This window comes from Lentzea sp. NPDC054927 (assembly GCF_053610285.1).
Genome location: NZ_JBSGXZ010000061.1, coordinates 25,441 through 41,874 on the forward strand (window position 1 = coordinate 25,441; position 16,434 = coordinate 41,874).

The 16,434-nt window shown below is 68.1% G+C and carries 15 protein-coding genes, 5 tRNA genes and 1 pseudogene; 14 read left to right on the forward strand and 7 right to left on the reverse strand.

The genetic code is table 11. The features are described from left to right. The first annotated feature begins 20 nt into the window (after positions 1-20). The 9 genes from ACWGE0_RS42490 to ACWGE0_RS42530 all read left to right on the forward strand — a co-directional run bounded on the left by ACWGE0_RS42490 (position 21) and on the right by ACWGE0_RS42530 (position 3,784). Positions 21-1,298 carry a cysteine desulfurase gene (locus ACWGE0_RS42490; protein WP_452266547.1) on the forward strand — a complete coding sequence of 426 codons (1,278 nt, stop codon included), beginning with the start codon at positions 21-23 and terminating at the stop codon, positions 1,296-1,298. A 1-nt stretch (position 1,299) separates the two neighbouring features. Next, the gene (gene sufU, locus ACWGE0_RS42495; protein ID WP_452266548.1) at positions 1,300-1,740 is read left to right on the forward strand and encodes a Fe-S cluster assembly sulfur transfer protein SufU; all 441 of its coding nucleotides are present in this window, start codon (positions 1,300-1,302) and stop codon (positions 1,738-1,740) included. Beyond that, entirely contained in the window at positions 1,737-2,123 is a 387-nt protein-coding gene (locus ACWGE0_RS42500) for a metal-sulfur cluster assembly factor (RefSeq protein ID WP_093601376.1), read from the forward strand. The genes sufU and ACWGE0_RS42500 overlap by 4 nt, the downstream gene beginning before the upstream one ends. Before the next feature lie 260 nt (positions 2,124-2,383). After that, positions 2,384-2,911: a hypothetical protein gene (locus tag ACWGE0_RS42505; protein WP_452266549.1), complete on the forward strand. Its 528-nt coding sequence runs from the start codon at positions 2,384-2,386 to the stop codon at positions 2,909-2,911. A 408-nt stretch (positions 2,912-3,319) separates the two neighbouring features. Next, positions 3,320-3,392, forward strand: a tRNA-Gly gene (locus ACWGE0_RS42510). A 4-nt stretch (positions 3,393-3,396) separates the two neighbouring features. Then, positions 3,397-3,470, forward strand: a tRNA-Leu gene (locus ACWGE0_RS42515). Position 3,471: 1 nt separating this feature from the next. Beyond that, positions 3,472-3,544 (forward strand) — tRNA-Leu (locus tag ACWGE0_RS42520). A gap of 86 nt (positions 3,545-3,630) precedes the next feature. Continuing rightward, positions 3,631-3,708 (forward strand) — tRNA-Ile (locus ACWGE0_RS42525). 1 nt (position 3,709) lies between these two features. Next, positions 3,710-3,784, forward strand: a tRNA-Val gene (locus ACWGE0_RS42530). Positions 3,785-4,179: 395 nt separating this feature from the next. Here the strand turns inward: ACWGE0_RS42530 and ACWGE0_RS42535 are convergent. The 3 genes and pseudogenes from ACWGE0_RS42535 to ACWGE0_RS42545 all read right to left on the reverse strand — a co-directional run. After that, a pseudogene (locus tag ACWGE0_RS42535) lies at positions 4,180-4,842 on the reverse strand (NAD-dependent epimerase/dehydratase family protein); the annotation flags it as partial. After that, positions 4,839-5,561: a DUF998 domain-containing protein gene (locus ACWGE0_RS42540; protein WP_452266550.1), complete on the reverse strand. Its 723-nt coding sequence runs from the start codon at positions 5,559-5,561 to the stop codon at positions 4,839-4,841. The gene ACWGE0_RS42540 and the pseudogene ACWGE0_RS42535, both read right to left, overlap by 4 nt. Then, a complete protein-coding gene (locus ACWGE0_RS42545) occupies positions 5,558-6,607 on the reverse strand; it encodes an aldo/keto reductase (protein WP_452266551.1) in 1,050 nt (349 codons plus the stop codon). Before ACWGE0_RS42545 ends, ACWGE0_RS42540 begins: the two co-directional genes overlap by 4 nt. A gap of 104 nt (positions 6,608-6,711) precedes the next feature. Between ACWGE0_RS42545 and ACWGE0_RS42550 the strand changes: the two genes are divergently transcribed. The 4 genes from ACWGE0_RS42550 to ACWGE0_RS42565 all read left to right on the forward strand — a co-directional run bounded on the left by ACWGE0_RS42550 (position 6,712) and on the right by ACWGE0_RS42565 (position 10,644). After that, positions 6,712-7,296 carry a TetR/AcrR family transcriptional regulator gene (locus tag ACWGE0_RS42550; protein WP_452266552.1) on the forward strand — a complete coding sequence of 195 codons (585 nt, stop codon included), beginning with the start codon at positions 6,712-6,714 and terminating at the stop codon, positions 7,294-7,296. Positions 7,297-7,451: 155 nt separating this feature from the next. Then, positions 7,452-8,729: a hypothetical protein gene (locus tag ACWGE0_RS42555; protein WP_452266553.1), complete on the forward strand. Its 1,278-nt coding sequence runs from the start codon at positions 7,452-7,454 to the stop codon at positions 8,727-8,729. After that, a complete protein-coding gene (locus ACWGE0_RS42560; protein WP_452266554.1) occupies positions 8,726-9,826 on the forward strand; it encodes a cytochrome P450 in 1,101 nt (366 codons plus the stop codon). The genes ACWGE0_RS42555 and ACWGE0_RS42560 overlap by 4 nt, the downstream gene beginning before the upstream one ends. Then, positions 9,814-10,644 carry a UbiA prenyltransferase family protein gene (locus tag ACWGE0_RS42565; protein WP_452266555.1) on the forward strand — a complete coding sequence of 277 codons (831 nt, stop codon included), beginning with the start codon at positions 9,814-9,816 and terminating at the stop codon, positions 10,642-10,644. The genes ACWGE0_RS42560 and ACWGE0_RS42565 overlap by 13 nt, the downstream gene beginning before the upstream one ends. On the opposite strand, the gene ACWGE0_RS42570 is transcribed toward ACWGE0_RS42565, so the two are convergent. The 4 genes from ACWGE0_RS42570 to ACWGE0_RS42585 all read right to left on the reverse strand — a co-directional run bounded on the left by ACWGE0_RS42570 (position 10,641) and on the right by ACWGE0_RS42585 (position 15,719). Further along, complete coding sequence (locus ACWGE0_RS42570; RefSeq protein WP_452266556.1) at positions 10,641-11,441, reverse strand: SAM-dependent methyltransferase; 801 nt, start codon at positions 11,439-11,441, stop codon at positions 10,641-10,643. The genes ACWGE0_RS42565 and ACWGE0_RS42570 overlap by 4 nt on opposite strands. Before the next feature lie 81 nt (positions 11,442-11,522). Next, entirely contained in the window at positions 11,523-12,611 is a 1,089-nt protein-coding gene (locus tag ACWGE0_RS42575) for a carboxylate-amine ligase (protein ID WP_452266557.1), read from the reverse strand. 130 nt (positions 12,612-12,741) lie between these two features. Next, positions 12,742-14,418 carry a GGDEF domain-containing protein gene (locus ACWGE0_RS42580; RefSeq protein ID WP_452266558.1) on the reverse strand — a complete coding sequence of 559 codons (1,677 nt, stop codon included), beginning with the start codon at positions 14,416-14,418 and terminating at the stop codon, positions 12,742-12,744. Between the two features lie 326 nt (positions 14,419-14,744). Further along, the gene (locus ACWGE0_RS42585) at positions 14,745-15,719 is read right to left on the reverse strand and encodes a lycopene cyclase family protein (RefSeq protein ID WP_452266559.1); all 975 of its coding nucleotides are present in this window, start codon (positions 15,717-15,719) and stop codon (positions 14,745-14,747) included. Here ACWGE0_RS42585 and ACWGE0_RS42590 point away from each other — a divergent pair. Continuing rightward, positions 15,718-16,188 carry a nitroreductase/quinone reductase family protein gene (locus tag ACWGE0_RS42590; protein WP_452266560.1) on the forward strand — a complete coding sequence of 157 codons (471 nt, stop codon included), beginning with the start codon at positions 15,718-15,720 and terminating at the stop codon, positions 16,186-16,188. The two genes, ACWGE0_RS42585 and ACWGE0_RS42590, sit on opposite strands and share 2 nt — an antisense overlap. Positions 16,189-16,434: the final 246 nt, after the last annotated feature.

Sequence of the window (16,434 nt, forward strand, 5' to 3'; positions counted from 1 at the left end):
AGGTGTTGAGAGGAGGCGCTGTGACCACCACCGCAGCACCATTGGACGTAACCGCTCTCCGAGCGGACTTCCCGATCCTGTCTCGCACCGTTCGTGACGGGAAGCGCCTGGTCTACCTGGACTCCGGCGCCACCTCGCAACGCCCGACGCAGGTTCTGGACGCGGAAAAAGCTTTCCTGCAGCAGCACAACGCCGCTGTGCACAGGGGTGCTCACCAGCTCGCGGAGGAAGCGACCGACGCGTACGAGGGTGCGCGTCAGCGCATCGCGGACTTCGTCGGCGCCGACTTCGGCGAGCTGGTGTTCACCAAGAACGCCACCGAGGGCTTCAACCTCGTGGCGTACGCGATGGGCAACGCCGCGACGTCGGGTCCCGAGGCCGCACGCTTCGTCGTGGGTCCCGGCGACGAGATCGTCGTGACCGAGATGGAGCACCACGCGAACCTCGTGCCGTGGCAGCAGCTCGCTGCCCGCACCGGCGCGACGCTCAAGTGGTTCCAGCTCACGCAGGACGGTCGTCTCGACCTGTCCGATGTGGACAGCGTGATCACGCCGCGCACCAAGGTCGTCGCGTTCACGCACCAGTCGAACGTGACCGGCGTGATCAACCCGGTCTCGGTGCTCGTCGCGGCCGCGCAGAAGGTCGGCGCGCTGACCGTGCTGGACGCGTGCCAGTCCGTTCCGCACAGCCCGGTCGACTTCCGCGAGCTGGGTGTCGACTTCGCGTCGTTCTCCGGCCACAAGATGCTCGGCCCGTCCGGCATCGGTGTCCTTTATGGACGTCGTGAGCTGCTGGAGGCGTTGCCTCCCTTCATCACCGGCGGCTCGATGATCGAGCTGGTGAAGATGGAGGGCTCGACGTTCGCGCCGCCGCCGCAGCGCTTCGAGGCCGGTTCGCCGATGACGTCCCAGGCCGTGGGCCTGGGTGCCGCGGTGGACTACCTGAGCGTCGTCGGCATGGAGCGGATCAACGCTCACGAGCACGCGCTGACCGTTGCCGCGCTGGAGGGATTGTCCGCGATCCCCGGTGTTCGCCTGATCGGCCCGCAGGACGCGGTCGACCGGGGCGGCGCCGTGCCGTTCGAGATCGAGGGCGTCCACCCGCACGACGCCGGCCAGGTGCTCGACAGCCTGGGCATCGCCGTCCGCGTGGGTCATCACTGCGCGTGGCCGCTGCACCGCTGCCTGAACGCCCAGTCGTCGGTGCGCGCGACGTTCTACCTGTACAACACGCTGGACGAGGTCGACGCACTGGTCGACGGCGTCCGCGAGGCGCAGAAGTTCTTCGGGGTGGCCTGAGATGCAGCTCCAGCAGATGTACCAGGAGATCATCCTGGACCACTACAAGAACCCGCACGGCCGAGGCCTGCGCGACCCGTTCGACGCCGAGTCGTTCCAGGTCAACCCGACCTGCGGCGACGAGGTGACGCTGCGGGTCCACGTGGTCGACGACGTGGTCAAGGATGTCTCGTACGACGGCCAGGGCTGCTCGATCAGCCAGGCCTCGACGTCGGTGTTGACGGACCTCGTCGTGGGTAAGCCCGTGGGTGAGGCGTTCAAGAAGATGGACGCGTTCGTCGAACTCATGCAGGGCCGCGGCAAGGTGGAGCCGGACGAGGACGTCCTCGAGGACGGCATCGCTTTCGCCGGAGTCGCGAAGTACCCGGCGCGCGTGAAGTGCGCGTTGCTGGGCTGGATGGCCTTCAAAGACGCAGTAGCACGAAGCCAGGGAGCAGCATGAGCACCGAAGAAGTCGTCCGGGGAGCCGAAGGCATGCCGGTCTTCGAGCCCAAGGCTGACGTCGCCGCGCTCGACGACCTCGAAGAAGCGATGCGCGACGTCGTGGACCCCGAGCTCGGCATCAACGTCGTCGACCTCGGCCTCGTCTACGACATCCACGTCGACGAGAAGAACGTCGCCACCATCGACATGACGCTCACCTCGGCGGCCTGCCCGCTGACCGACGTCATCGAGGACCAGACCCGCGCCGCCCTCACCGGCGGCGGGAGCGGCGGCCTCGTGGCGGACTTCCGCATCAACTGGGTGTGGATGCCGCCGTGGGGCCCGGAGAAGATCACCGACGACGGCCGCGAGCAGCTGCGCGCGCTGGGCTTCACCGTCTGATTTGTTCGCTTGCAAACGGCGCGCACCCTGCGGGGTGCGCGCCGTTTTGCTTTTAGGCCGAAAGCGCTAGTGACGATCCTGGGTACACCTGGAATGGTTGATGATGCCAGTCGGCCTGGGGGGCTTCCGGTTCTCACCTTCATTTCTGAAGGTTTATTCTCGCCTGCCCTCCGTGCCGTCACGACACCTGGGGGAGACGCATCGTGCAGGTAGGGACCCGTGTCGCTGTCTATTTAACGACCATTCTCGCGTTTGTCGGCGTGCTGGCTGCACCCGCGAACGCCGATATCGAAAAGCCGCCTCCCGGAATCAGTGCCGAAGCGTGGCGGACCCGTCCCGCCTTCCCGGTCTTCAGCACCTCGGCCGGTCCCGTCGTGTGCTTCGCCGGGCACGTGCAGGGCGTCGGTTGGCAAGCCGTGGACTGCAGCGACGACGGGGACTGGGCTGAGGCTGGGACCGTGGGCCAGTCCCGGAGCCTCGAAGCCATCCTGATCGTCGCTCACAACACCAGCGGCAGGACGTGTGCCCAGGCGCACAGCAAGGACATCGGGTGGGGAGCCTTCGTCTGCGAGGACGACGCGCGGGAGTTCGCGGTCGGCACGACCGGCCAGAACCGTCAGATGGAGGCGTTCAAGTTCGGCAGCACCGCCCAGACCTCCTGCAACGAGGCGCACGTCCAGAACACCGGGTGGCAGGGCTACGCCTGCGTCATCGCCGGCCAGTACAGGACGGCGGGCACCGTCGGTAAGTCGCTCCGTCTCGAGGCCGCGAGAGCCACCTTCCTGTGATGCGTTGATCATGTCGTGGAGGGGCCGCCCGAAGGGCGGTTCCTCCACTGGGATCCACTGTCTGGACACTTCGCGAAACTCGATTAAATGCGTTGCGACACCCTCCGCCGCTCACCTAGCTTGGTGTCATCACGAACGACAGAGATCAACCGGAGGAAGACATGCTTGCCAACGCACAGCTCGCGGGATGGCGAATTCTCGCCCTCATCGCTGGCGGTCTGCTGGCGGTGGCGTGGGGCTCCACGCCATGACCTGATCCCCAGGTCATGACCTCGGAGCCGCCCACGGGAAACCTGGGCGGTTTTCTTTTTGTCCTGCGCCAATGCCGATGAGCTTTGGAAGCGGAACGGATTCCAAACCCGTTTCCCGAGGGTTCGACTCCTTCCATCGGTGCTGCTCGAAAACAATGCGGTCGTGGTGAACTCGGCGGACACGTCGGTCTTCCAAACCGAAGCAGAGGGTTCGATGCCCTCCGGCCGCTCCGCGTGGATCTAGCCCAACTGGTAGAGGCACATGGTTGAGGGCCATGACAGTCAGGGTTCGAATCCCTGGATCCGCACGCCCCGGTAGCCCAACGGAAGAGGCAACGCGCTCAGAACGCGTCCAGTGCAGGTTCGAATCCTGCCCGCGGCACTGCACAACTGAATCGGGGGACGCGCCGGCGCGCAGGTGATCCTTGCAAGATCGCCCTGGAGGGTTCGACACCCTCGTCTTCCACCCGTCCCGTAGCTCAGTCCGGTGAGAGCGTCCGTCTGATACGCGGTAGGTCCCAGGTTCAAATCCTGGCGGGACGACCAACGTCTGGTAGCTCAGTGGGAGAGCGTCTGCCTTACAAGCAGAGGGTCCCAGGTTCGAACCCTGGTCAGACGACCAATCTCGAGCACGGTGTCAGCCGGCCGCGCCGACGGACCGCACGAGTGTGTTGTGAGCGAGCAGGTACTCGGCGGTGTCGGCGACGGTGTCCTCGATCGGACGTGGCCGCCACCCCAGCATTCGTTCGGCTTGGCGCTGGTCGCGTCGAAGTCTCGCCCCAGCTGCGGACGCAACGCTCGCAGCTGCGGGTTGACCACGCTCAGGGCGCGGGCGAGCGCCAGTGGGATCTCGCGTGTGGGAGCTTTCGCGGCCCGCTCACCGAGCCGTGCCCGCAGGATCCGCGCGATCTCCACCACCCTCAGGCTGCGGCCCGCGGTGGCCAGGAACCGTTCGCCGGCCGCGGCGGGATCGGTCATCGCCCGCAGATGCAGGTCGGCGACGTCCCGCACGTCGACCCAGCCGGTGCCGAGCGGCGGGCAGGCGGGGAGGTCCCCGTTGAGCATGCCGCGAACGATGCGCAGGGAGGGCGCGTCGTCCGGGCCCAGAGCCGGGCCGATCACCGTGACCGGGTGCACGGCGGACAGTTCCAGGCCGTCGCCCTCGGTCTCGACGAACTGCCAGGCGGCGCGTTCGGCCAGGGTTTTCGACTTCTGGTACGACGGGATGCCGCCGTCGACGTTCGTCCAGTCCTCCTCGCTGAACGGCGCCGAACGGCGCGGGTGCCCGTAACCGACGGCACCGAACGAGCTGGTGAGCACGACGCGGCGCACGCGGGCGGCACGCGCCGCCCGCAGGACGCGCAGGACGCCGTCGCGGGCAGCCGTGATCATCGATTCCTCGCTTTCGGGCGCGTTGCGCAGTGTGGGCGACGCGACGTGCAGGACGTGGTCGCACGCCGCGGCCGCGTCCTCCCATCCGTCGTCGGTCTGCAGGTCGGCGCGGACGACGGTCAGGCGCGTGTCGTCGAAGTCCGCCGCGGCGTGCAGCTGCGCCCGGAGTGCGGGCTCCCGTCCGAGGTCGCGGACCGTCGTGCGCACGTCGTGACCGGCCTGCAGCAGAGTCAGGGCGCACCAGCTGCCGATGAATCCGGACCCGCCGGTGACGAGGGTGGTTGTCATGCGTGACTCCTCAGGGTGCTGGCGATGAGCGGTGCGGCGACCTGTTGCCGGCGCCGGGCGAGGACGAGGGCGCTGCCGAGGAGCACGTGGCCGATCATGATCGGGTAGATCACGGCACGCTCGAACAGCCCGATGTTCCACAACCAGCCGGTGAGCGCGTTGGCCATGAAGGCCGGGAACGCGACCAGGCCGGCGACTCCCAGCACGATGCCCGCGATGCCGCGGCCACGGCTCAGACCGATCCGCGCACCACTGGCTCCGACGACGATCGTCATGAGGTTTCCGGCGACCATCACGCTTTGCGCGCCGAGCGTGTGGAAGGCGATCAGTCCGTTCGCGACGTTCTCGTTGGACCCCTGGAAGATCCCCACGAGGGACACGCCGACACCGGACAGGATCGCCAGCGCGACGATCGCGATCGGCCGCGGACCCCTGCGCAGATCGAAGGTGAGCAACGCGCCGACGATGAGCATCGCGCCGTAGATGACCCAGCCGGCGTCCATGACGACCCCCAGCGGGGAGTTTCCGACCTGTCCGAACGCGACCTGGCTCGGGCCGGTCAGACCCAGGTGGCTGACCCAGTTGTGCAACGGCGAGTAGTGAGGCTCCTGCCAGGCCGCCGCCGTGATGAGCTCCGCCACCCACGAGACCAGCGGACCGAGGAAGATCAGGACTGCTCCGGCGCGGGCAGCGGGGCCGGAGTGGACGATCGGCCTCACGCCAGTGCCATTCCAGGGACACGGGCGCGGATCGCGTTCATCGTCGCCTCGTCGGAGACTCCCTGCCAGTCGTGGCGCGGCGTGTAAGGGGAGGCGAGGGCGCGCATGTCGTCGTCGGTGAGTTCGACGTCCAGTGACGCGATCGAGTCGTCGATCTGCTCGGTCGACCTGGCCCCGACCAGCGGGGCGGTGACGACCGGCTGACGATGCAGCCAGGCCAGGGCGATGGACGCCCGGCTCACGCCGTGCGCTGCCGCGACCTCGCCGACGGCGTCGACGATGGCGCGATTCGAGGCTTCCTGCTCCGGCGAGTAGAGCAGGTCGGCGTAGGAGCCGTCGGTGTCGGAACGCGCGGTGGACCTCGCGTCGTCCCAGCCGCGGGCCAGCCGGCCGCGGGCGAGCGGGCTCCAGATGATGGTGCCGACTCCCTCGTCCAGGCAGAGCGGGATCATCTCGCGTTCTTCCTCACGCGCGAGCAGGTTGTAGTGGTTCTGCATCGATGCGAAGCGGGTCCAGCCGTGCAGCTTCTGCAGGTGCAGGGCCTTCGCGAACTCCCAGGCGAACATCGACGACGCGCCGAGGTACCGCACCTTGCCGGCCTTGACCACGTCGTGCAGCGCTTCGAGGGTCTCCTCCAGCGGCGTCGTGTGGTCGTTGCGGTGCACTTGGTAGAGGTCGATGTGGTCGGTGCCGAGCCGGCGCAGGGAATGGTCGACCTCGGTCATGATCGCCTTGCGGGACAGTCCTTTCCCGTTCGGCCCGGGGCGCATGGGGTGGCGCAGCTTGGTCGCGATCACCACGTCGTCGCGGTTCGCGAAGTCGTGCAGCGCGCGGCCGAGGATCTCCTCGCTGGAGCCGTTCGAGTACATGTTCGCGGTGTCGAAGAAGTTGATGCCCGCGTCCAAGGCGTGCTTGATCAGGGGGCGGGCGTCGTCCTCACCGAGGGACCAGACGGGGTGGCCGCGCCCGGGATCGCCGTAGGTCATAGCGCCGATGGCGACGGGCGAGACGTCGAGGCCCGTGGACCCGAGCTTCACATAAAGCATGGAGGGTGCCTTCCGAGAGGCCGAACTTGCGGAGGATCCTCCGCAAGTGCTCGTCAAACTAGCGGAGGATCCTCCGCGAGTCAATCGGAGGGCATCATTGATCCATGACCGACGAGACGCCGAGCACCTACGGCACGCAGCGCAAGGCCGCCGCGCGCAACCGTGTCGCGATCATCGAGGCTGCTCACGAGCTGTTCGCGGACAACCCCCTCGTGCCGCTGAGCGAGGTTGCCAAGCGCGCTGGCGTCGGTGCGGGGACGCTGTACCGCCACTTCCCGACCCGCGAGGATCTGATCCTGGCGGCCTACCAACACGACATCGAACGTCTGACGGTCGCCGCCGACGAGGTGCTGGCACGCCACTCCTCGGCCAAGGCCGCGTTCATCGAGTGGTTCGAGACGCTGTCGGCCTACATCCGCATCAAGCACGGCCTCGGCGACGCGTTGCACAGCGCCGCGGCGCAGGAGCTGATCAGCGCTTCCTGGGCGCCGGCCACCGCGGCGGTGACGAAGCTCGTCGACGCCTGTGTGGCCGAGGGTGTCATCGCCCCCGGCCATGACCCGGCGGACATCATCATGCTCATGAGCTTCCTGTGGCGCGTCCCGAACAACGACGAGGGCGTGACCCAAGGCAGGCGTTTGATCGCTGCCGTCTTCTCCGGCCTCAAGGAAGCGCCCCAGCCGATCTGAGGCTCAGGCGTGGTTTCGCGTTCCTCGGCATCCGCCTCGCTAAACCACTCGGCAGGGTGGTCCGCTGAACGGCCTAGAGCCTTGCGGGCCGGATGACGCAGAGTGCTACTCTCTGTGGTCGTAGGGTTACGCAGTTGCTATCTCCGGGGGCCGCGATGAGCCTGTTAGCGCAACTGGCCGACGATCCCTTGAGCGGCGTCACACCGTCCGTGTACGAGACCGGCAGACTCGTCGCACTCGCACCCTGGCTGAAGGGCCACCACGCCCGAATCCGCTACCTCCTCGACACTCAGCACGCTGACGGCACGTGGGGCGGACCCGGTGAATACGCGCTGGTCCCGACGCTCAGCGCGGTCGACGCGCTCGGCCGGCATCCAGCAGCGCGCCGAGGTCTCGAAGCACTCCGCAAGCTGCTCATCCGTCCGCTCAAGCTGCCGGACACGGTCGCGGTCGAGCTCATCGTGCCCGCGCTCGCGGAGAGACTCGGCCTGCGCACGCCACTGGACCCACGCCCGTTGCACGTCCTCAGACAACGCCCGCTGCCGGAGAAGCTCTGGCACACCCTGGAGATCTTCGGCCCGCGCCCCGAGGTCGGAGCGGTCGGCGGCATCGTCGCCGCGAGCCCCGCCGCGACCGCCGTCCAGCTGCAGGGCCCCAGACCGGGGGACGGCCTCGACTACCTGGAGGCCGTCCAGCACCGGCACGGCGGACCGGTGCCCGCGGGAGTGCCGGTCCCGTTGTTCGAACGGTCGTGGATCATCGTCGCCCTGAAATCCGCGGGCCTCGACGTGCCGGACGCGATGGCCTACCGGCTCATGGCCGCGTTCACCGAGGCCGGCGCGGCCGGCGGACCAGGACTCCCCGCTGACGCCGACGACACCGCCACCGCACTGCACGCGCTCGCGTTGTGCGACAGCCCTCGCCCGACTGATGCCCTCGACCGGTACCGCGAAGCCCGCCACTTCGCCTGTTTCCCGAACGAGCGCACACCGTCGACCAGCACGAACGCCCACGCGTTGCAGGCGCTCGGCCACGACCGGCAGCTCGAGGAGTGGTTGCGCGACATGCAGCAACCCGGTGGCTACTGGCTCGACAAGTGGCACGCGTCGCCCTACTACGCGACCGCGTGCGTGACGAACGCCCTGCACGGCAACGAAAAGGCGGCCGACTGGGTGCTGGCGACGCAACGCCGTGACGGCTCGTGGGGCCGATGGGAAGGCACGTACGAGGAGACCGCGTACGCCATCCGAATCCTGTCGTGGTCCCGGCAGGACGTCAGCCAGGCCATGGGCCGCGGTGCGAGGTTCATGCACGAGTGGGGAGACCGCCTGCATCCGCCGCTGTGGCACGACAAAGACCTTTACACCCCAACGAGAATCGTGCAGGCGGAAGGCATGGCGGCGCTGCACCTCGCGTGCGCGGTGTCCCGATGAACCGCACCGAGCTGAGGTTCGCGCTGCGGCTGATCCCGTTCCTCGACTCGGTGGAGAACTTCGAGGACGGCCTGGTCAAGCTGCGGGACCGGCGCTGGCTCGTCTGGCACCCGGACGTGATGGCCGCGCTGTTCCGCAACGACCGTCACCTGCGGCACCCGCCGAGCCGCACGCTGAGTCCGTTGCTGGGCAACCGTTCCGTGCTGTGGCTCGACGGCGCCGAGCACACCGCCTATCGCCGCACGCTCGCACCCATGTTGCGCGGCAACAGATATCAGGCGTTGGTCGCCGAGCTGGTCGAACGCTCTGTCGCCGAGCTGCCGAGCGATCCCGTCGGCCTCGCGGCGTGGACTCGCCAGGTCACGCTGAAGATCACCGGCCGCATCGTCTTCGGGGTGGACGACGATGAGCTGCTCGCCGCGTTCACGCGCTGGCTCGACCGCCGCCTCGGCAGCCGCGTCCGCACCCTCGCGCACCGCTACCTGACGCCCGGCACCACCAGGTTCGACCCGGAACTCGACCGGAAACTCCTGCACCGCGCTAGCACCGCCGAACCACCCGCGCTGGCCGCCTGCCTGCCACCCGAGGACCTGCGCGACCAGGTCGTCTCACTGCTGTTCGCCGGCCACGAAACCACTGCGTCGGCAACGGCGTGGACCGTGTTCTGGATCGAGCGGACACCAGGCCTGGCCGAGCGGGTGCTCGACGACGGGGACCTGCTCGACGCCACGATCATGGAGTCGCTGCGGCTGTCCCCGCCCGCGACGCTCGCCGGGAACCGGATGAGCGACGACGGCATGGTGCTCACCCCGAGCATCTACCTGGCCCACCGCCGGGCCGCGACCTACGAACACCCGCACGTCTTCGACCCGGCCAGAAAACCACCACCGCCCGGCGCGTTCTTCCCGTTCGGCGGGGGAGTGCGGCACTGCCCAGGCAAGGACCTGGCGCTGCTGGAGATCCGCACGATCGTGAGAGCTCTGCTGCGGCACCGGCGGATCCGGCTCAGCGTCCCCGACCCCCGCTCACCCCAGCTGCGGGGCGCCGCGATGGCGCCGCCGCCGAGCCTCGCGATGGTGGCCACTTGCCGGCGTTGACCTACCTCCATCGACTGGAACACCCCTTCGGCGCGCACTACGCGTGCTGCGCCGCCTGGGGTGCCTGCTACGCGACGAGATTCGACCTCGCCGTGGTGATCGCGGTGCTCGCGAACTTCGTCGCGATCATCTCCGGCAACCCGCTCAACGCCTACGCCGACCTCCGCAACGACATCCACACCGCGGAGAAACGCCATCTGGCGCAGGCGGTGCGGGAGATCGGCGCGAAGAAGGTGCTCGCGCTGGCGATCTTCGAGATGATCTTCGCCGAGGCGCTGGCGATCGCGGTGTCGTGGCGGGTCGCGGTCGGCGTCGGGCTGATCCTGGTGCTGTACCTGGCGTACAACCTCGAGCCGATCAGGTTGAAACGGCGTGGCTATTCCGGTCCGGTGGTGCTGGCGATCGCCGCCGGGCTGTTGCCGAGCATCACCGCCTACGCGGCGGCCGGGGGACAGGCGGACCCGGCGGTGTGGCTCGTCTTCTCCGGTGTCGCCGCTCTCGCGACCGGCCGGGCGCTCTGGTGGGCGGTGCCGGATCGCGTGGGGGACGCCCGAGTCGGGTCGAGGACGCCCGCTGTCGTGTACGGCACAAGGCATGCGGTCAACGCGACCACGCAGCTGACCGTGGGCGGGCTGCTGCTGGTCGGCGGTGGATTGTGGTTCAGGTTCGGGCTGTTGTGGGCGGCCGTCGGTGTCGCGGCGTGCTCGGCGTTCCTGCTCGCGCGAGACCTGCCGACAGCCCGGCAGCAGCTGCGGTACGGCATGTCGATGGCCGTCGTGTCGACGATCGTGCTGGCCGCGATCCCTCTGCTCGCCTAGGTCTTGCGGGCCAGGCCGCCGCATCCCTGGAAGTTCTCCGGATTGCGGTCCTGAACCTCGTCGGGATCCGGTTCCCACAACGGAATCGGCACCACACCGGGCGAGAGGATCTCCATGCCGTCGAAGAACTGCACGACCTGCTCCGGGTACCGGAACGTGAACGCGGGCAACGGCTGGTCTTCGTACATCGCGCCGAACAGCCCCACGGCGGCCAGCATGAACGGGTCGCGGCACGTGTGCGAGAGCCCGAGATAGCTGCCGGGCGCCAGCGCGTCCATGTACTGGGCGAGCACCTTGTACGGCTCGGCGCTGTCCGGGACGAAGTGCAGCACGTCCAGCACCAGCACGGCGACCGGCTCGGACAGGTCCAGCGTCGTGCGGACCTCCTGCGACTCCAGCACCTTCTCCGGTTGACTGAGATCCGCGCACAGGTACGAGACGCGCGGGTTGCCCGCGACGATCTCACGGCCCTCGCTCGCCACCGCGGGGTCGATCTCCACGTACACCACGCGCGCGTCCGGCGCGACGAGGTGCACGTTGCCCGCGGTGGGCAGGCCGGAGCCGAGGTCGACGAACTGACGGATCCCCAGCGCGGTCAGCCTTCTGACGACCCTGCCGAGGAACGCGCGGTGCGTGCGGCACAGATACGGCAGGTGCGGTGCCGCGGACACGAGGTGGGCCGCCAGTTCCTGGTCGGCCTCCGTGTTGCGGGTGCCGCCGAGCCAGTAGTCCCTGACCCGCGCGGTGTTGGGTTTGTCCGGACCGTTCACTCCCGGTGCCCAGATGGGGGTGGCCACGGGGACTACCTACCGGATCCGGCCTTGGAGGCACACCAAGTCGACCCGAGATGTACCTGATCGAGTGAACCGGCCCGGCTTTCAGGCCGGCGCGGTCTGCGCGACCAGGAATCCCACGACGTCGTCCAGCCGGCCACGCCGCGCGAACGCCCTGCGCTGCCTCGCCGCGCCCGTTCCGTCGAGCAGCAACCGGTCGATGCCGTCGGTCACCATTTCGTAGTCGCCGGCGAACTCCAGCATCGGCCGCACCCAGCGCAGCAACGACGCGGCGATCGTGGACGCGGGCGTCGGCGCGCCGGTGACCGGGTCGATGCCGAACCCCGCCAGGCCGTCGCGCGCGGCACGCCACATCGCGACCTTCAGCAGGTGCGGCGGGACTTTGATGGGCGTCGCGCCGGAACTCAGCGCGGTGGCGGCGATCGCCCGCACCAGCGCGGCCATCAGGACGGCCTCCTCGACCGTCGGCGCGACGTCGGACACCCGCAGTTCGAGCGTGGGATGGTTGGCGGAGAGCCGGATGTCCCAGTAGAGCATCCCGGCGTCCATCGCCGCGCCGCTCGCGACGATCTCCTCCCGCGCCGAGTAGTACTCGGCCGCGGAGTCGAAGTGCGGCGGCGCACCCGAAGTGGGCCAACGGTTCCAGACGACGTAGCGCCAGCTCGCGTACCCGGTGTCGCCGTCGAGCCAGTACGGGGAGTTCGCGCCCAGCGCCAGAATCGTCGGCAGCCACGGCCGCAGGTGGTTGCTCACGAAGATCTTCGACTCGTCGTCCGGCAGCCCGATGTGCACGTGGCAGCCGCAGATCGCGAGGTCGTTGGTGAGCGCTCCCATCTCCTGCGCCATCCGGTGGTAGCGCGGGGAGTTCGTGAGCGGCGTGGGCATCGTCAGGCCCAGCACCGGCGTCCCGGTCGCGGCGAGCCTGGCGTCGTGACGCGCGGCCCGTTCGATCAACGCCCGGCGCGCGGCGGCGAGTTCGTCGCGCAACGCGGTCATGTCCGTGCAGATCCCGCTGGCCGATTCCACCTGATACTGCGCGATTTCCGGCTGCAGGTCGACCTCGTACCGGTCCGCTCCGGCGAGCACTTCCTTGGCACGGTTGGCCAAATGGCCGGTGGACGCTTCGACGAGAACGAATTCTTCTTCCACGCCAACGGTCAGGAGGCCGTCCATGCTCGTGCGTTGCGCGGGTACCGGTTGAGTTCTGCTGCCGACGTGCACGCCGAACCTCCTGTGCGCTGAGTAGCGACCTCGATGCTATGAGTGATCAGGTCGTCGCACAGGAGGCGTTCGGTTGTACTTGTTAACTCACCGCGCGTTGCGCGACACCACGCAGCACATCGCGTCGATCACTGCCCGGCCGGCCCATCACCCAGCTGGACCCGGCGAGCGACTTCGCGTGTTCCTTGACTGGTGCCAGCAACCGCGACACCTCGCGATACGACCCCACTGACCCCGGAGCACAGATAAGGGTCGCAAGAGAGAGGGTCACGTGTCGTCCTTCAGCCGTGTACGACTTGTCGAGCAAACGGGCGGACAACGGCACCGTCTCGTCGAGTCCGGCGAGAATCAGGAAGTCGTCGCCACCGACGTGCCCGACCTGCACGCCGGGAAACGCGTGCGCGAGGTCCGCCAGGTCGTGCCCGATCTCGCGGATCAGGTCGTCGCCTGCCGCGAACCCGACCGAGTCGTTCACGAGCTTGAAGCTGTCGACGTCGAGCCACGACACCGCGAAGATCTCGTGCACCTCGATGCGCCGCTCGACCTCCTTGGCGATCGCGTCGCTGCCCGGCAGACGCGTCAGCGGGCTCAGCGCCGCCGCCTGCTCCACCTTCAGCTCGGCAACACCGCGCACAACGTCCGCAACGCGCACAACACCCATGCACCGCTCGTTGTGGTCCACGACGATGAGGTCGTCGTTGGTGCGCTCACGGTTCGCGTGCGCCACCACGTCCAGCAGATCGAGCGCGGACGCCTCAGTGCCGATCACGTGCGGCTTGTCCGCGAGCCGCGCCGCCTCACGCTTGGCGTGTAGCGCATGCCCGTACGGCCCGGTCACCGCGAGCAGGAACCGGTTGCGGTCCACTGACCACTTCGGCCGCCCCTCGTCGTCCACCAGCACCACACCCGTGACCGACGGCTGTGACGCCAGAACCTCGCGCACCTCTTCGCTCGTGGCATGTTCCGGCAGCGTCGTGGCGGGGTGCAGGAACGCCGTGATCCGCGGACCCGTGTTGCTGCGGCGGATCTCCCCGGTCTCCGTGACCGCCTCGGGCGCGATGCGGGCGTTCACCGCCGGCCTGCGCTGCGGGGGCGCGAGCATGTTGCCCTGCGCGTGCCCCACCCCGAGCTTGCGCAGGTACGCCAGCTCAGCCTCGGTCTCCACCCCCTCGGCCACGACCTGACTGCCCGTGTACTCGCCCAGGTGCACCAACGACTTCACCAACGCACCCCGCGCGGCGTCACCGGGCAACGTCCGGACGATCTCGCGGTCGAGCTTGATGTAGTCGGGCGAAGCGCTCGTCAGCATCCCGAGCGGCACGTCACCCTCGCCCACGCAGTCGAGCGCGATGCGAAAGCCGTTGTTCCGCAACGTCTGCATCCCCCGGGCCAGCCGCGCGCGGTTGGCCCGCGAATACGGCTCGCCCACCTCGATGACGATGCTGTCGGGCGACCGCCCGGCATCCCGCAACGCCCCGTACAACGGACTCATGATCTCGGGCTTGTCCGCCACCGTGATCGCCAGCAAGTTGACGTGCAACGGCAGCATGAGGTCGAAATCGGCCGCGGAACGAACGGCGCGGCAAGCGAGTCCGACGTCGGCATTGGTCAGCAGGCCGGCCTGGAAGGCGGCCTGGAGCAGATCCTGCACGCTGCCGTCGTGCGGCCGGGCCAGAGCCTCCACCGCGACGACGCCCCCGGTGTTCAGGTTGAACAGCGGCTGGAAGGCGAACCTGACGTCATCCAGCAAGGCGGGCACATCTCAAATCGTGCCGGTGCGAACGACTCCCACCAATAGGGTTAACCAGCTGTTCACGAGGTTGGCGACGATCCGCCATGGCACGGCTGCGCTCGGTGATCCGGCGCTCACGCTGGGAGTTTCGCCCCGGCCGGCTTGGAATACGAATACGCCGTTCGGTTGGTAGGCCCGTTTCGCGGAAACGCGCGATGGCAGCTGCCGATGAGCGCTGTACGCCCGGGCGAACGGAGTGATCAATGGCAGCGGGTGCGAAGGTGATCGGAATCGCGCTGACAGGCGCACTCTCGGGTGCAGCGATTACCGCAGCTGGGGTGGAGCTGGGACGTCTAACGCATCAGCTTGACGCGTAGCCGCCAGGGCGCTCGGCGGAACAGCGCGGTCATGGCCGCGACGGTGCCCCTTACGTCCTCGCGGCCCGAGAGGTAGGCGCGCTGCAGTCCCCCGTCGAGCTGGAAGAAGAGCTCGAAGAAGTCCCTGGTCTCGTCGGCGTCCATGCGGAGCAGTGCTTCCAGGCCTCGCCGCCGTAGGGCGTGCACGATGCGCGCCTTGCGGGACCAGATGACGTGCTTGGGGTCCTCGCCTGCCTTGACGGCTTGGGCGACTTTCGGCGCGAGGGCCAGCGACGTGGCGACGCTGTAGCCGGTGGCCGGGTGGATGAAGCCCGCTGCCGCGCCGAACGCACGGTCTGTTGCTCGTGGTGCGTCTAGGGGGAAGCGGACGCGTTCCTCTTGTGGTCCTGCTTCTAGCCGTGTGTGGAGCCTCGCGCGTAGTTCGCTGAGCGGCATGCCTGGGCGTCTGGCCAGGCAGGTCTCCTCGACCAGGAGCTTGTTGCCGCCGAGCGGGACCTTGTAGAGGAACGTGTCGCCGTTGCGCCAGTCCATCAGCGTGGTCTCTGTGCTGTCTGACTCGATGACCGTGCCCACGGCCGTTTGTTCGGCACGGCCCTTGCGTGCGCCGGTGGCGTTGAACGTATAGCGCGCTTCTGCTGGTTGTTGGAGCGCTGGTTGTTGGAGCACCGTTACGTCGTGCGGCAGTTCGTGAAGGCGTGCGTTGTCCAGGACGACGTAGGTGCGGGGGATGAGGTGTTCCTCGCGCGCGTAGGCGCGAACCACTGTGCTTGTGGCGGCCACCGGTGTGTGTGGTGGGAGCTCGTCGGCCCACGCGCCGTAGGTGGCTGTCCAGGTGCGGTGCGGGTGACGGTCGACGATCGCCGTGTGGAGTCCCTCCTGTGCGCAGGCGCGAGCAAGGGCGCGGCCGGCTGGGCCGCCACCGATCACGAGCACGTCGAACATGAGGTCCATGATTGACGTTGTGGCCAAAACCTTCCGCTCGACCCTCATCCGCCGTGTTGGCAACGTCGTGATCAGTGGCGTCGTGAAGCTCGGCGTCGGTCCCTCCTACTACGTGTTGCTGTCCATCCGTGGGCGGCGCAGTGGTGTTGAGCGGACGATCCCCATCCGGCTGATGCGCCATGACGGTCAGGAGTGGTTCGTCGCGCCGTACGGCGTTCGCGACTGGGTGCTCAACGCACGGGCTGCTGACTTCGCCGTCGTGCGAAGGGGACGTAGGTCACGTCAAGTGCGTTTGGTGGAGGTTTCCGCGGCCGTTGCGGCGCCGGTGCTGGCCGCTTATGTGCGCAAGGAGCCGGTGACTAGGCCTTTCTTCGACGCACGCGTCGGTGACCCGGTCTCGGCGTTCGAGGCCGAGGCTGACCGCCATCCGGTCTTCCAGGTGGAGAACGTGCAGGTCAGCGGTGGTTCCGGGGCTTAGGTGACCCCCCGATTTGGAGATCGAAACGGGCCTGTGTAATCTTCTCCAAGTCAGCGCAGAACGGGCCGGGAAACACCGGAACGGAGCGGGACGAAAAGCCGGAAGACAAAGAGCCTCTAAGAGGCCGATTTGACACCGGCCAGCGAGACCAAATAAGCTTTGCAACACAAGCCCCGGAAGTAAGTCAGCGTAAAGCTGATGTGACTGCGGTGTGCGCGTGTTCTTTGAGAACTCAACAGCGTGCCG